The sequence below is a fragment of the Bacillus sp. FSL E2-0195 genome (genome assembly GCF_038003645.1).
In the GTDB taxonomy this organism is placed as follows: Bacteria; Bacillota; Bacilli; order Bacillales; family Bacillaceae_G; genus Bacillus_A; species Bacillus_A mycoides.
This window is the reverse complement of record NZ_JBBOPN010000001.1, coordinates 1,660,007-1,672,753: the sequence shown is the minus strand read 5'-3', so window position 1 is coordinate 1,672,753 and position 12,747 is coordinate 1,660,007. Positions and strand designations below refer to the sequence as shown.

The 12,747-nt window shown below is 35.1% G+C and carries 12 protein-coding genes and 2 pseudogenes; 5 read left to right on the top strand and 9 right to left on the bottom strand.

Features of this window, described 5'->3' with window-relative positions:
* Nucleotides 1–87: 87 nt before the first annotated feature.
* Nucleotides 88–1,437, top strand: a complete 1,350-nt coding sequence (locus tag MHH59_RS08690) for an FAD-dependent oxidoreductase (RefSeq protein WP_201056001.1) — start codon at nucleotides 88–90, stop codon at nucleotides 1,435–1,437.
* Between the two features lie 205 nt (nucleotides 1,438–1,642).
* On the opposite strand, the gene fumC is transcribed toward MHH59_RS08690, so the two are convergent.
* The 4 genes and pseudogenes from fumC to MHH59_RS08670 form a co-directional block, all read right to left on the bottom strand.
* Nucleotides 1,643–3,031: a class II fumarate hydratase gene (gene fumC, locus MHH59_RS08685; RefSeq protein WP_002035171.1), complete on the bottom strand. Its 1,389-nt coding sequence runs from the start codon at nucleotides 3,029–3,031 to the stop codon at nucleotides 1,643–1,645.
* A 126-nt stretch (nucleotides 3,032–3,157) separates the two neighbouring features.
* Nucleotides 3,158–4,561 carry a Na+/H+ antiporter NhaC gene (nhaC, locus tag MHH59_RS08680; RefSeq protein ID WP_002126686.1) on the bottom strand — a complete coding sequence of 468 codons (1,404 nt, stop codon included), beginning with the start codon at nucleotides 4,559–4,561 and terminating at the stop codon, nucleotides 3,158–3,160.
* A 395-nt stretch (nucleotides 4,562–4,956) separates the two neighbouring features.
* Nucleotides 4,957–5,616, bottom strand: a complete 660-nt coding sequence (locus MHH59_RS08675; protein WP_002030981.1) for a class I SAM-dependent methyltransferase — start codon at nucleotides 5,614–5,616, stop codon at nucleotides 4,957–4,959.
* Between the two features lie 112 nt (nucleotides 5,617–5,728).
* Nucleotides 5,729–5,818: pseudogene (locus MHH59_RS08670) on the bottom strand (TIGR03943 family putative permease subunit); the annotation flags it as partial.
* 3 nt (nucleotides 5,819–5,821) lie between these two features.
* On the opposite strand from MHH59_RS08670, the pseudogene MHH59_RS08665 reads away from it, so the two are divergent.
* A pseudogene (locus MHH59_RS08665) lies at nucleotides 5,822–5,939 on the top strand (GTP-binding protein); the annotation flags it as partial.
* A 75-nt stretch (nucleotides 5,940–6,014) separates the two neighbouring features.
* Here MHH59_RS08665 and MHH59_RS08660 read toward each other — a convergent pair.
* Nucleotides 6,015–6,326, bottom strand: a complete 312-nt coding sequence (locus MHH59_RS08660; protein ID WP_002064702.1) for a DUF3784 domain-containing protein — start codon at nucleotides 6,324–6,326, stop codon at nucleotides 6,015–6,017.
* Between the two features lie 163 nt (nucleotides 6,327–6,489).
* On the opposite strand from MHH59_RS08660, the gene MHH59_RS08655 reads away from it, so the two are divergent.
* Together MHH59_RS08655 and MHH59_RS08650 are read left to right on the top strand one after the other, a co-directional pair.
* Nucleotides 6,490–7,455 (top strand): DMT family transporter, encoded by a 966-nt coding sequence (locus tag MHH59_RS08655; RefSeq protein ID WP_340851088.1) that lies wholly within the window; start codon nucleotides 6,490–6,492, stop codon nucleotides 7,453–7,455.
* 16 nt (nucleotides 7,456–7,471) lie between these two features.
* Nucleotides 7,472–8,143, top strand: a complete 672-nt coding sequence (locus tag MHH59_RS08650; RefSeq protein WP_002030983.1) for a GntR family transcriptional regulator — start codon at nucleotides 7,472–7,474, stop codon at nucleotides 8,141–8,143.
* A 52-nt stretch (nucleotides 8,144–8,195) separates the two neighbouring features.
* Here the strand turns inward: MHH59_RS08650 and fbpA are convergent, their stop codons facing one another.
* Together fbpA and MHH59_RS08640 are read right to left on the bottom strand one after the other, a co-directional pair.
* Nucleotides 8,196–8,366: a Fur-regulated basic protein FbpA gene (gene fbpA, locus MHH59_RS08645; RefSeq protein ID WP_002012091.1), complete on the bottom strand. Its 171-nt coding sequence runs from the start codon at nucleotides 8,364–8,366 to the stop codon at nucleotides 8,196–8,198.
* 193 nt (nucleotides 8,367–8,559) lie between these two features.
* Nucleotides 8,560–9,459, bottom strand: coding sequence for a cation diffusion facilitator family transporter (locus MHH59_RS08640; RefSeq protein ID WP_002012090.1), 900 nt, complete (start codon nucleotides 9,457–9,459; stop codon nucleotides 8,560–8,562).
* Nucleotides 9,460–9,727: 268 nt separating this feature from the next.
* On the opposite strand from MHH59_RS08640, the gene MHH59_RS08635 reads away from it, so the two are divergent.
* Complete coding sequence (locus tag MHH59_RS08635) at nucleotides 9,728–10,801, top strand: WD40/YVTN/BNR-like repeat-containing protein (protein WP_041868015.1); 1,074 nt, start codon at nucleotides 9,728–9,730, stop codon at nucleotides 10,799–10,801.
* Nucleotides 10,802–10,841: 40 nt separating this feature from the next.
* On the opposite strand, the gene MHH59_RS08630 is transcribed toward MHH59_RS08635, so the two are convergent.
* Nucleotides 10,842–11,948 (bottom strand): DUF4179 domain-containing protein, encoded by a 1,107-nt coding sequence (locus MHH59_RS08630; RefSeq protein WP_340851086.1) that lies wholly within the window; start codon nucleotides 11,946–11,948, stop codon nucleotides 10,842–10,844.
* Complete coding sequence (locus MHH59_RS08625) at nucleotides 11,945–12,511, bottom strand: sigma-70 family RNA polymerase sigma factor (protein ID WP_033730433.1); 567 nt, start codon at nucleotides 12,509–12,511, stop codon at nucleotides 11,945–11,947. The genes MHH59_RS08630 and MHH59_RS08625 overlap by 4 nt, the downstream gene beginning before the upstream one ends.
* Nucleotides 12,512–12,747 lie beyond the last annotated feature (236 nt).

Here is a 12,747-nt window from a genome sequence, read left to right as displayed (position 1 = left end):
TACGCCTTCATCACAAACAAACGATACGAACATACACTATTTCTAGAAAAACAAACTACTACACAAAATGAATGAAAGGTGCTTATTATGTATGAGTTAAGTTATGAAGGATTAACAGGTGAAATTATTACAAGATATGATTGTGAGTACGAAGAAGCTAGACAAGAATGGAATCGGGCTATTCAAAAGTTTCCTTTAGCTATCATTTATTGTTTTACGAAATGGGATGTTAGTAATGCGATTATTTGGGCGAGAAAAAATGAAATTGCTATTCGCATTCGTTCTGGTGGACACCATTACGAAGGATATTCTGTCGGAAACAATGTCCTCGTAATTGATATAAGTAAAATGAACTGTATGCAGCTTAATGAACATAAAAATACATTAGTCATTCAAGGTGGTGCTCAAAATAAACAAATCTATGACTTTATCTCTTCAAAAGGTTATCCATTTCCAGGAGGAACTTGTCCAACTGTTGGAGTAAGTGGATACACTTTAGGTGGCGGTTGGGGCTATTCTAGTAGGTATCTCGGCCTTGGTTGTGACAATTTAATAGAGTTAGAATTAATTGACTATAAAGGTAAAGTAATTACAGCTAATGAAACTTGCCATAAAGACTTATTTTGGGCTTGTCGCGGGGCAGGTGGCGGAAATTTTGGCATCGTTGTTTCGCTAACTTTTAAGCTCCCTCCAATAGTTGATAAAGTTACTTTCGTTGAACTATATTGGCCTAACGCTTCAGTAGACATCCAAAAGGAATTTCTTCACACATGGCAAAGCTGGCTAGTAAATTTAAATAGTAAGATGACAATCGGTGCGAGCATATACAACTCTGCTGTGGAAGGACTTGCAATATATGGACGAGGTTTATATTACGGTACCCCAGAAGATGCAGCGTTCATTCTACAAGATTTACTCAATATAAACGGGGTGAAGATGAATTTACAATATATCAGTTTTCTTGAAGCAATGGCCATTGTAGAATCTTCATATCCCTCGTCTGAACAATTTAAATCTATAGGCCGGTTCGTTCATAAACAATATAACGAGGAAGAAATCGAAAAAATTATTAGTCTTATTGAAGATAGAGCTTCCGGTAGTATTTTTGCAGCTATAAGTCTCTACCCCCTTGGAGGAAAAATTCAAGATGTAGGTAAAGATGCGAGCGCTTTTTATTACCGCGATGCACATTATATTCTAGGAATCCAAACTATATGGGAAGATCCGATTGTTAAAAAGGATAATTCCCAATGGTTAGAAAGCCGATTTGACTATATAGAATCTATAACAGAAGGCTCATTCATCAATTTCCCATACAGCGATTTGAAAGATTATATGAACGCTTATTACGGGACACATGCGAACAAATTAAGAAAAATCAGTAAAAAATATGACCCTTTATGTGTATTTACTTTTCCGCAAGGAATTAAAAATTAATATGCGATAAAGTGAAACTTTAATCAGTGGAGGTTTTGTTCATCCCCCACTGATTATTAGCCTTCACCAATCGGGCGTTTATGGGCAGCAGGGCTCCCACCTAACTTCTTTGCTTCAGCCGAATTTTGAGGTAGGAGTTTTACTGCCCGGCAAATAGCGGGATAAAAAAGCCAAGATTCTAAATTAAGAATCTTGGCCTCTTCTATTATTCTTTCGGAGCAATCATTTTTTTCGGATCTACAATCTCATCAAATTGCTCTTCTGTTAGTAGTCCAGATTGCAATGCTGCTTCTTTTAAAGTTAACCCTTCTTTATGGGCATGCTTTGCAATTTTCGCGGCATTTTCATACCCGATATGTGGGTTTAGCGCTGTTACAAGCATTAATGAACGATTTACATTTTCATTAATTACTTCTTCATCTGCTTCAATACCAACTGCACATTTATCATTAAACGAAACGGTTGCATCAGCTAATAAGTGAGCAGATTGCAGGAAGTTGTAAGCAATAACTGGTTTGAATACGTTTAGCTCAAAATTACCTTGGCTCGCAGCAAATCCGATTGTTGTGTCATTCCCCATAACTTGTGCTACAACCATTGTTAATGCTTCACTTTGCGTTGGATTTACTTTACCTGGCATAATAGAGCTTCCTGGTTCATTTGCAGGGATAATAATTTCCCCAAGACCACTTCGTGGACCACTTGCAAGCCAGCGCACATCGTTAGCTATCTTCATTAAATCAGCAGCTAATGCTTTTAATGCTCCATGTGCAAATACAACTTCATCATGGCTCGTTAACGCATGGAATTTATTTGGTGCAGAAACAAATTGTTTACCTGTAAACAGACTAATTTCTTCTGCTACCATCTCACCAAATTTAGGGTGCGCATTAATTCCAGTTCCAACCGCAGTACCACCAATTGCTAATTCTTTCATATATGTATTGCTATCTGCAATCATACGCTCTGTTTTTTCAAGCATACGGTGCCATCCGCTAATTTCTTGTCCTAACGTTAAAGGTGTTGCATCTTGTAAATGCGTACGACCGATTTTAATAATATGTTCAAATGCAGTTACTTTTTCTGCTAATGTTTCTTTTAATTTCGTAATAGCTGGCAATACATGGTTTTCTACCGCAATTACACACGCTACATGAAGTGCTGTTGGGAACGTATCATTTGAACTTTGAGACATGTTCACGTCATCATTCGGATGAATATGTACGTCAGATCCCTTTTCTTTCAAAATTTGATTACCGCGGTTTGCAATTACTTCATTTACATTCATATTCGATTGTGTACCACTACCCGTTTGCCATACGACAAGTGGAAAATGTTCATTCCATTTTTCTGCGATAACTTCATCAGCAGCTTCCACAATTGCTTGCGTCTTCTCTTCTGATAGCTTTCCTAATTTTTGATTACTAAGCGCTGCACTCTTCTTTAAAATCGCAAATGCTTTTACAATTTCAAGCGGCATATGCTCTGTTCCAATCGGAAAATTTTCCTTACTACGCTGCGTTTGTGCTGCCCATAATTTATCAGCTGGAACTTTCATTTCTCCTAATGTATCTCTTTCAATTCTGTACTCCATTTTTTCATCCCCTTGAAAATAAAATACCTACATCTTTTATTTTAACAGACTTTCTATCAAATGATAAGAATTCTCATTAATACATATAAAAAAAATTACCTTCCGCCACCGCAGAAGGTAATTTTTTTATGATGCTTGCTTTCCTTTATCCGCATCATCTACATACCAAATGAACTTGCCTGTATATCCATAAATAACTGCTAAAATGAGTGATACGAAGCTTAGCCACATAAATGGAACGTATGATAATGTTGATACACCTAAAATACCAGCCATAAAAATACCATTATCAGACCATGGAACCATACCAGAAGTCAAAGTTCCACCTACTTCTGAGTTACGTGCTAATACGCGGCGATCTATTTTTAATTTATCATAGCTATCTTCCATAATTTTTGGTGTTAAAATAAGTGATACGTACATCGCACAACCAAATATGTTAGCTAAAAATGCAACGATTAATGTAGACAATGTTACATTACCTGCAGAATTTAATTTCTTCTCAAATTTCGATACGATTACCTTTAGAACACCTAACTTTTCAAGTAATCCACCAAAACCTAATCCGAAAATAATAACAGCTACTGAACCAAGCATACCATTAATTCCACCACGGTTTAATAACTTATCGACAAACTCGACACCAGATTGAATTGAGAATCCGTTATATGCTGTTCCAATTGCCTCTCCAAAGTTCATTCCTTGGAAAAGTGTTGCCCAAATTGCACCAATTAAAGCTCCCATAGCAATTGTTGGCATAGATGGTTTCTTCATCGCCAATAGCACAATAACAATTACCGCTGGAACAAGCATCCATATTTTAATATCAAAGTGCTTTAATAAAGATTCTTTTAAAAACTCAACTCTATTTAAATCTACATTATCCCCGCCATACATCCATCCAGCAACAGTAAACATAATGCTGGTAATAATATAAGCTGGAACGTCTAATACGAGCATAGCTCGAACGTGAGCGATAACATCTACTTTCGCCATAGAAGCTGCAAGAACTGTGCTATCAGAAAGTGGTGATAATTTGTCTCCGAAATAAGCTCCTGAAAGGACTGCACCCGCAACAAGCGGAAGTGGTAATCCAAGCCCTTCACCTATCGCCATCATAGCAATACCTGCAGTTCCAACTGTTCCCCATGATGTTCCTGTCGCGATAGAAGTGATTGAACAAATAATTAAAGTTGCCAATAAGAATATGCTAGGGTGAATGAATTCTAATCCATAATAAATTAATGTAGGTACAACCCCACCAGCAATCCACGTTCCAATTAAAGCCCCAACTGCAACTAAAATAAGAATTGCTTCTAATCCATTAGAAATCCCTTTCGTAATTGCATCTTGCAATTCTTGATAACGAAATCCTAATCTTAATCCAAGCGCAATAACTAAAAACCATGAAATAAATAGCGCTAATTGAATTGGGAGATCAAAAATCGTTTGGAAGGAAAAGACGACAGCAAGAAATAGGCATAAAAGAATAATAATTTCTAGCATCGATGGTAATCTTACACTTTTCATTTTTTTCTCTCCTTACAAGTCGATAACATGATGTATGTAGTCTTACGTGTATGTAGTATACAATTAGCGAAGACAAAACAAAATTTTCATATTATTTCGATTTATTTTTTCAGTATAATATATTCACAACCCTTTCTATTGTAAAAGTAGATTGCGCTTTTCGCAATGAAAAATATAAAAAATGTTGTATTTTTATTTATTTAGATAAAAACACCTAATGAAATAAAACTTTAATCAATGAGGGTTTTATCCATCCCCACTAATTATTAACCCATAATAACCTTTTTAATATTTGCCTCAACAAAACTTTTTACTACCGCTTTCACCTCATATGTAATAATATATTTCCACATAAAAAAAGAGCACACATCATTTAATCGATGCATGCGCCTCTTTTATTTATACATATTTTGTATCTCTTCTTTATTTTTAAGTATTTCCGAAAACTTATCGCTACAACCTTTCGGAAATAAAACTCCGAGTCCATATGAATGCCCAAACTGAAAATGAGGGTATTTCACCTTGACCTCATCCCAAAACTTATACACACCGAAATCACCGTTTTTAACTTCAATATCATGAAATAATACAATACCGTTTTTCGCAACTTTAGGTAACCATGTTTTATAATCATGAGAAACAGCTTCATACGTATGATAGCCATCAATATGCAAAAGATTTATCGTTTCATCTTGAAACTCATCCAGAGCATCATCAAAAGTAGACCGAATTAAATTCCCTATATTCAGGTAGTTATCCCTCACCACTTTTTCTACTATTTGAAAAACCCCTTCTCCATATGGACCTGTATGCCCATCTCCAGCCCAAGTATCTACAGCAAAACATTTTGTGGCTAACCCACCATCTTTTACCCCCTGGCAAAAACTAAAAAAGGAAGCACCTAAATGCGTACCTAACTCAACTAAAGTTGCTGGTTCTTCAAATCTTACTAAATCATATGCGAAATCTAAATGCCCACTCCACGCAGATTGTGACCGAATAATAGGACTAAAATTTTCAAATTCAAACGATGGTTTATGAGTAACCCAGTTCATCACGTATCTCCTTATACACATATTTTTAACAAACCAAATTACTCTTATCTTTATTTTTTTGGCGCCGCGATTATGATTATATTTCATAAAAAGATGAAGAATTACCCCATTCTTATTGGGGTAAAGCATCATATACATATGGATTTGCTGGCTTCTTAATCTTCTCTACTTTACTTATTTTCACAAGTGGAAATAGCATTCCTTAGAACCAGAAGCATTGAAAAACTTGGATGAACGATATGGAGATCAAATAACTGAACTTGTATTTATCGGCATCGATATGAATCGTTCTATTAACAGAAAAAGAAATGAAACAAGATTGAAATACATTTGTTGATCCTATTCCCGCTTTTACTTTCACTTCATAATAAAAAGGCTTCCGTAGCATGGAGCCTTTTTCACTTTGTAGTACTCTTATTTAACATATTTGCTTTAATAAGAAACACAATTGTACCTAAAACAATTAAGATAGCATATACGATACCAACTACATCACCTATTTTTTCTAAGCCAAACGGTAATAGTATAGTAGCAACTCCGACTATATAGGAAAACACACCTGAAAGCTTCGCTAATTTATTTTTATCTCCAACAAACGTTTCTTCCTGATAGCCTGCCAACAAAAACAATCTCTTTTTCACATGTATTTGATAGCCTAAAAAAATGATAAGTAATCCAACAAATAAACAAACCAAAAATCCTGCTAGCATATAACTCTCCCCTACGATATTTTACTATACACAAAAAAGATGATCGTTCTTACTAAACAATTTTATTTTTAATTAGAAATTTCAGTTTATTAACACTCCATTTCGTGATATATTGCATATTGTATCTAATATATATTTTTTTGAAAGGAGGACTATATATTTTATGGATCCAAATCGATTAAAAGGAATTATAATGGTCATAATCGGTGCTTGTTTATGGGGATTGTCCGGAACAGCTGCGCAACAACTTTTTCAATACGAAAACGTTTCTACTGAATGGTTAGTTACAATCCGTTTGCTTATATCCGGTGCTATTTTGCTCATTATATCATCATTCGGAGCGAACAAAAAAGAAATATTTGGAATTTGGAAACGAAAGTCTGATGCAAATAAGATAATTTTGTTCGGTCTTTTAGGCATGCTTGCTGTACAGTACACGTACTTCGCTTCTATTAAAGAAGGAAACGCTGCTGTTGCAACTTTGTTACAATATTTAGCCCCTATATTTATCACTGTATACTTACTTTTCAAATGGAGCGTTCGTCCATCAAAAATTGATTATATTTCAATTACCCTCTCATTAGTAGGGACCTTTCTCCTATTAACAAACGGTTCTGTTCATAACTTAGCTGTATCTACACCTGCTATCATTTGGGGCATTTTATCTGGACTATCTCTTGCATTTTATAGTTTGTATTCAAAAGAATTGTTAGAAAAGTGGTCTTCATCCGTTATCGTTGGATGGGGGATGATCATTGGGGGGATTGGCGTAACGATTTTACACTTTATTTCCACAAACGAATTCATTTTATTATCAACTATGAAATATGTAAAACTAAGTACCCTCCCGCTCATTACATTTGTCGTCATTTTCGGGACACTCATCGCATTTTATTTATACTTAGATAGCATAAGATACCTTACGCCTAAAGAAACAACATTATTTGGCTGTACAGAACCACTCGCAGCTATTATTTCTTCTGTGCTTATTTTGCACGTACCGTTTCAATCTTTTCAGTTATTAGGTGCTTTTTGTGTAATTGTAATGGTGCTCATATTAAGCCAAAAACCGGATAAAGGAAAACCAAAATTAAAGCTTGTTAATACGAAAAAGAAACATATACAATGAAAGGATTGAATTCACTATGCCTGTCCCTCAAAATTATAAAAAACCAGGAAGAGTTTCAGCAAAGTCACTCGTTTTAAATCAACTGCAAGATTGGATTATAGAAGGTGTTTTACGACCTGATGAAAAAATAAATGATGGGGAATTGGCAGAAGCACTAGGAGTAAGCAGAACACCTGTTAGAGAAGCTTTACAAATTTTAGAGCTTTCTGGATTAGTTGAAATGGTACCTGGGCAAAAAACGAAAATCGCGCCTATTAAGTTAGACGACGTATCTATCATTTATGAGACGATAGCTGGTCTTCACTCAATTATAGGAAAGCAAGCACTTCAAAAAGTTACAGACGCTGATATTAAACTACTTTCCGAAATAAATGATGCTTTTCAACAATCTATACATGAAAAAGATTCAAAAAAAGCTTTAGAACTAGATATACGATTTCACAATACAATTACTTCTATTGCTAAAAACCGATATATTGAACCTTTTCTAGAAAATATGCAACTTCACATTTTACGCCTTGAATATTTATTTTTCCAAAACTTCGTGCCTGCAAGTCAATCTATTAAAGAACATCACTCTATAATTCAAGCACTACAAAAACAGGATGAAAAACGAATGGAACAAATGATGTCTCAAAACTGGCTCCGTCCAATGAAAGAAATACAAAAAATAATTTCTATGAAATAATAAAGCTGGTTACACAAAAGTGTAACCAGCTCCTTCTTTAATAATCTATGTGCTATGCCTGAATATTTGCGTAATCTTCAATATGCTCGTACTCTTTTTCCAATTCCTCTAAAGACAGCTCGTATAATTGTCGGTCGCGAATCTTAAACACCCCTGCTCCAATTAACTCATCAATTAAATGTCTCTTACGATTTTCAACAGCAAAACGGAGTTGACTACTCATCTTTTAAAAAACTCCTTTCTACGATCATTGAAAATGATAATCTTTATCAATTACCACTTTTGATTATAAAAGATGATTCTTAATAAGTAAAGTAATCTTATGAAATATTTACCTTACAAAGTATTTGTGGCCACATTATATATATGTATGCCACGCGAAAAATGTTATGACATTTTTTCATACCCTTTTTCTTTCATACTTTGCAAGTTGTCTCATTATGGTTAAATTCACCTTCTATTTCAACTTGAATGGTGACATGTTCTACATGAAATTTCCCCTTTAATACATCCGTTGCTTCTTTCAATACGCTTTGCGTTTCATTACCTTCGATAATAAGATGGCAAGTTAATACTTGAAAATCTGATGTTACAGACCATATATGTAAATCATGAACTTCTTTTACAATAGTAATATTTAATAATGTATTTTTCACCTCTTCAGCATCTATGTGCTGCGGTGCACCTTCCATTAATATATGAACTGTATCACGTGTTACACGCCATCCGCTTATAATGACTAAAATAGACACAAGAATACTAGCAACCGCATCTGCAGCAGTCCATCCAAAAAATTTAATAAGTAACGCAGCAATAATCGCTCCAACTGAACCTAATAAATCGCCTAGTACATGTAAGAACGCACTTCTTAAATTTAAATTACCTTTCACATCTCCGCCTCTCATTAATATCCAAGCTGATACAATATTAATAAGCAGACCAAGCACAGCAATAATGAGCATTCCATTACTAGCGATTTCAACTGGTTCCTTAAAACGACGAATTGCTTCAATAAAAATATATACTGAAATGACAATAAGAACGACACCATTACATAATGCCGCTAACATTTCGACTCGCTTATACCCATATGTTTTCGCGGCCGTTGCCGTTTTTTCCCCAAGCTTGAACGCAAGTAAACTTAAAGCTAAGGATACTGCATCACTTAACATATGCCCTGCGTCAGACAATAGTGCTAAGCTATTTGTTACAAATCCGCCAATAACTTCAGCAATCATAAAGCTTGTTGTTAATAAGAAGGCAATTAATAACGCTTTTTTATTTTTTGAATGACCGTGATCATGTGAGTGCCCCATACAAATGCTCCTTTAAGTGCAATATCTGTATGTTAGTATGAAACACATTCCCTATCTTTATCCCCCATTAACGCCCGATAGTGAATGCTACTAATCAGTAGAAGATGAACAATACCCCACTGATTAAAGTTTCACTTTATCCCGCTTCCTCTGTATACAAACTTCGCTACTTTTCAAACAAGTCCTTTTTCTCAACTAAAAACAAGACTACTTCTTTTTTATTTTCATATTGTTTACTAATGAAAGAATTTTTAAGGGGGTTACAAAATTGAAACGACTATTTCTCTGCATGGAGCGTGAACTTGTTGTAGTAAAAGAACAATATGGTAACTATGAAACCACATATCATTTACAAAATATGCAACCTACCTGTATTGTGGTTGATCCATTCCAAACAAATCGTGTTTATTGCGGCACATTTGGACGAGGTTTATGGCTAAGTGACGATGGCGGGGATTCGTGGAGACCAATTGGAGATTCATATCGTTACTTTGATTTCCCTAAAGAGGATGGTATTTTACACTCTTCTATTACTTCTATAACGATAAGCTCAAATGAACAAGTTAACGGCTACGGCGTCGTTTATGTAGGTACAGAACCTAGTGCTTTATTCCGTTCAGAAAATGGTGGTGAAACGTGGACTGAACTTAAAAATATGAAATCATTATTATCTTCTTATACGTGGGCTTTTCCGCCTAGACCTTTTACCCATCACGTACGCTGGATTACAGTTGATCCAAACAATCCAAATACACTCCATGTTTCAATCGAAGCTGGTGCTGTTATTCAAAGTAATGATAAAGGGCATACATGGATTGATAAAAAATTCGGTGCTCCTATCGATGCTCATCAATTACTCATGCACCCTGAAGCCCCAAATCGCCTTTATGCATCATGTGGTGACGGATTTATGGGCGGACCTGATCGTGCATATCTTGAAAGTTATAACAGTGGAAACAGCTGGATCTCATGTAGTGACGGACTTGAGCATCATTATTTATACAGCATGGCTATCGATCCCGCTGATTGCGATACAATTCTTGTTTCTGCCGCACCAAGTGCCGACCTTGCTCATCACCGTATTCCTTATGAATCTTATATTTATCGGAAAACGAAAGATACTCCGTTCCAGCAAGTACAGCAAGGTCTACCATCTGCAATTGGTACAGTCATTTCGATGTTTGCTACAAATCCAGCCGAACCACATACGTTTTACACTTTAAATAATAATGGCGTCTTTCAATCCAATGATAGCGGCGAATCGTGGGAACAACTAAATATTCCGTGGAAAGATGAGTATAAAACGCAGCATCCGCATGCGTTACTCGTAACTAGTTTTTAACGAAAAAGAGACTGCCTAATGTTTTTAGGCAGTCTCTCTTTTATTTCTTTAAATCAATTACGATATCATCTAGAACAATATCTTTACTCTTCGCTTCTTTTTTCGGCACTTCAATTTTCTTCTCTTTTCCATTCACATATTCCACTCCACCATGATTTTCAGGTGTATGAACTCGCAAGTGCACACGAGGTGTAACGATAAGCTTTGTTGCATTTTCGTTTAACTTTTGGAATGTAGCACTCCAACTACTTTTATGTGGCTCTGCTACTGTACTAGTTCCGCCATTTCCTTCACCTGCATATTTATTTCCTAAATCATCTTTTATTTCTAATTCCACATCAGCGCTATCCCATATACTCCGTAATGCCTTAGATTCTTCCTGATTGTAAAAAACGATAAAGGACATCGGGGTTACTTCCATTTTGTCTATATTTACTTTTATTAATTCATTTTCAGAAACCCCATTAACCTTTGCTTCCTTACTATCCATTGCTTTTAAACTAAGTGCGAAATTCCAGTTCCCTTTAATTGATTTTTTTTCTTCGTACATATTAATTGATTCCATATTCCATCTAACATTTGCAACGTCCATTCTTTTACTACCAAGATCACTTGTTGTAGTCATACCTACATATTTTTTATCTCCTACTTTCGTAGTTTTAGAACTTCCTGCCGCACCATTAGACATGCTTACCTGTGGGGAACCAAATATGCTCGGATGCTCTCCTAAATCTTTATCACTTTCGATAGAATACGTTATCGTTACAGTTCTACCATCGAACACAGCATCATTAATTGTAACTTTAACCCCATTGCTCTCTTTCGTCATATTCAATTCAGTCGAAAACTCTTTATAATTTTCATGTACCCCTGTTCTACCATTATCTAAAAATCGGAATATGTCACCTACAATTGGCAATCCCCCGGCATATGTAGGAAACCCAATACCAAGCGTTGCAACTGATAATCCTACTAAAATAGATGCAGCAGCAACACCTTTTTTCCAACTTTTCATCTTTTTCTTCGTACGTATCGATTGTTTTACATTGCGTTTTACTTTTTCTTTTTCAATTTCAGAAGCCTCAATTTCCTCAAGTTCTTTTTCATCTATATCAATGTCATTTAATAATTCATAAATGTCTTTCATATTGCACTACCTCCAAAACTAATATTCGTAGCATTTTGTTGTAGTTTCTTTTTTCCCCGGTACACACGATTATCGATCGCTGCCCTGGTTAATCCTAATTTATCACCTATTTCCTCTGTCTTCATACCGAGAAGATATTTCATAATGAACACCTTTTGATCTAACGGTTCTAATTGATTAATAAGCTTCAATAACTCTTCCCTATCTTCCATAACGATTAATTCATCTTCTGCTGACTTTTCCATACTAATATGAAACTCATCTGAAATAATTTCTACTTTTCTAGTCGCTTTCCGGTAATAATCAATCGCCTTAAATTTTGCAATCGCCGCTATCCATTTTTTAAAGTCACTCGGCTCTCCATGAAATTTATTTGCGTTATTCCAAATGGAAAGAAATATATCGTTTACACATTCCTCTATGAGTCCATCATTTTGAACTGGAAGAAGAACTTTGTGCGTGATTCCTTTTATGAGTGGTAAGTATGCATCAACAACAAATTCTAGCGCATCTTCTTTTTGCCGTTGTAATCTTTTTATAAAATTTTTCTCATTTGATTTCATGTAGCGATTCCCCTTATTTTTTTGTAAAAGCTTTTACACCCTATATAACGTCTAAAAAAATATTTTCTCTCATCTTTTTTATTTTTTGTATGTAATGGAATACTTTTCCTTAGCCATTGTCTCATATAAATATAAGCTTGAAGAAAATTTTCTCAAGTCTGTAATTCAATTAGTGTAGTACACTATTTATGCAGACACTCTTTAACCTGGTGTACATTTCATTTAATTAATCTACT

Excerpts from the sequence above, each read along its gene's own strand:
- nhaC (WP_002126686.1), bottom strand. The coding sequence starts at position 4,561 with ATGAAAAGTGTAAGATTACCATCGATGCTAGAAATTATTATTCTTTTA.
- MHH59_RS08660 (WP_002064702.1), bottom strand. The coding sequence starts at position 6,326 with ATGCTAGCAGGATTTTTGGTTTGTTTATTTGTTGGATTACTTATCATT.
- MHH59_RS08675 (WP_002030981.1), bottom strand. The coding sequence starts at position 5,616 with ATGAACTGGGTTACTCATAAACCATCGTTTGAATTTGAAAATTTTAGT.
- MHH59_RS08655 (WP_340851088.1), top strand. The coding sequence starts at position 6,490 with ATGGATCCAAATCGATTAAAAGGAATTATAATGGTCATAATCGGTGCT.
- MHH59_RS08650 (WP_002030983.1), top strand. The coding sequence starts at position 7,472 with ATGCCTGTCCCTCAAAATTATAAAAAACCAGGAAGAGTTTCAGCAAAG.
- MHH59_RS08630 (WP_340851086.1), bottom strand. The coding sequence starts at position 11,948 with ATGAAAGACATTTATGAATTATTAAATGACATTGATATAGATGAAAAA.
- fumC (WP_002035171.1), bottom strand. The coding sequence starts at position 3,031 with ATGGAGTACAGAATTGAAAGAGATACATTAGGAGAAATGAAAGTTCCA.
- MHH59_RS08625 (WP_033730433.1), bottom strand. The coding sequence starts at position 12,511 with ATGAAATCAAATGAGAAAAATTTTATAAAAAGATTACAACGGCAAAAA.
- fbpA (WP_002012091.1), bottom strand. The coding sequence starts at position 8,366 with ATGAGTAGTCAACTCCGTTTTGCTGTTGAAAATCGTAAGAGACATTTA.
- MHH59_RS08690 (WP_201056001.1), top strand. The coding sequence starts at position 88 with ATGTATGAGTTAAGTTATGAAGGATTAACAGGTGAAATTATTACAAGA.
- MHH59_RS08640 (WP_002012090.1), bottom strand. The coding sequence starts at position 9,459 with ATGGGGCACTCACATGATCACGGTCATTCAAAAAATAAAAAAGCGTTA.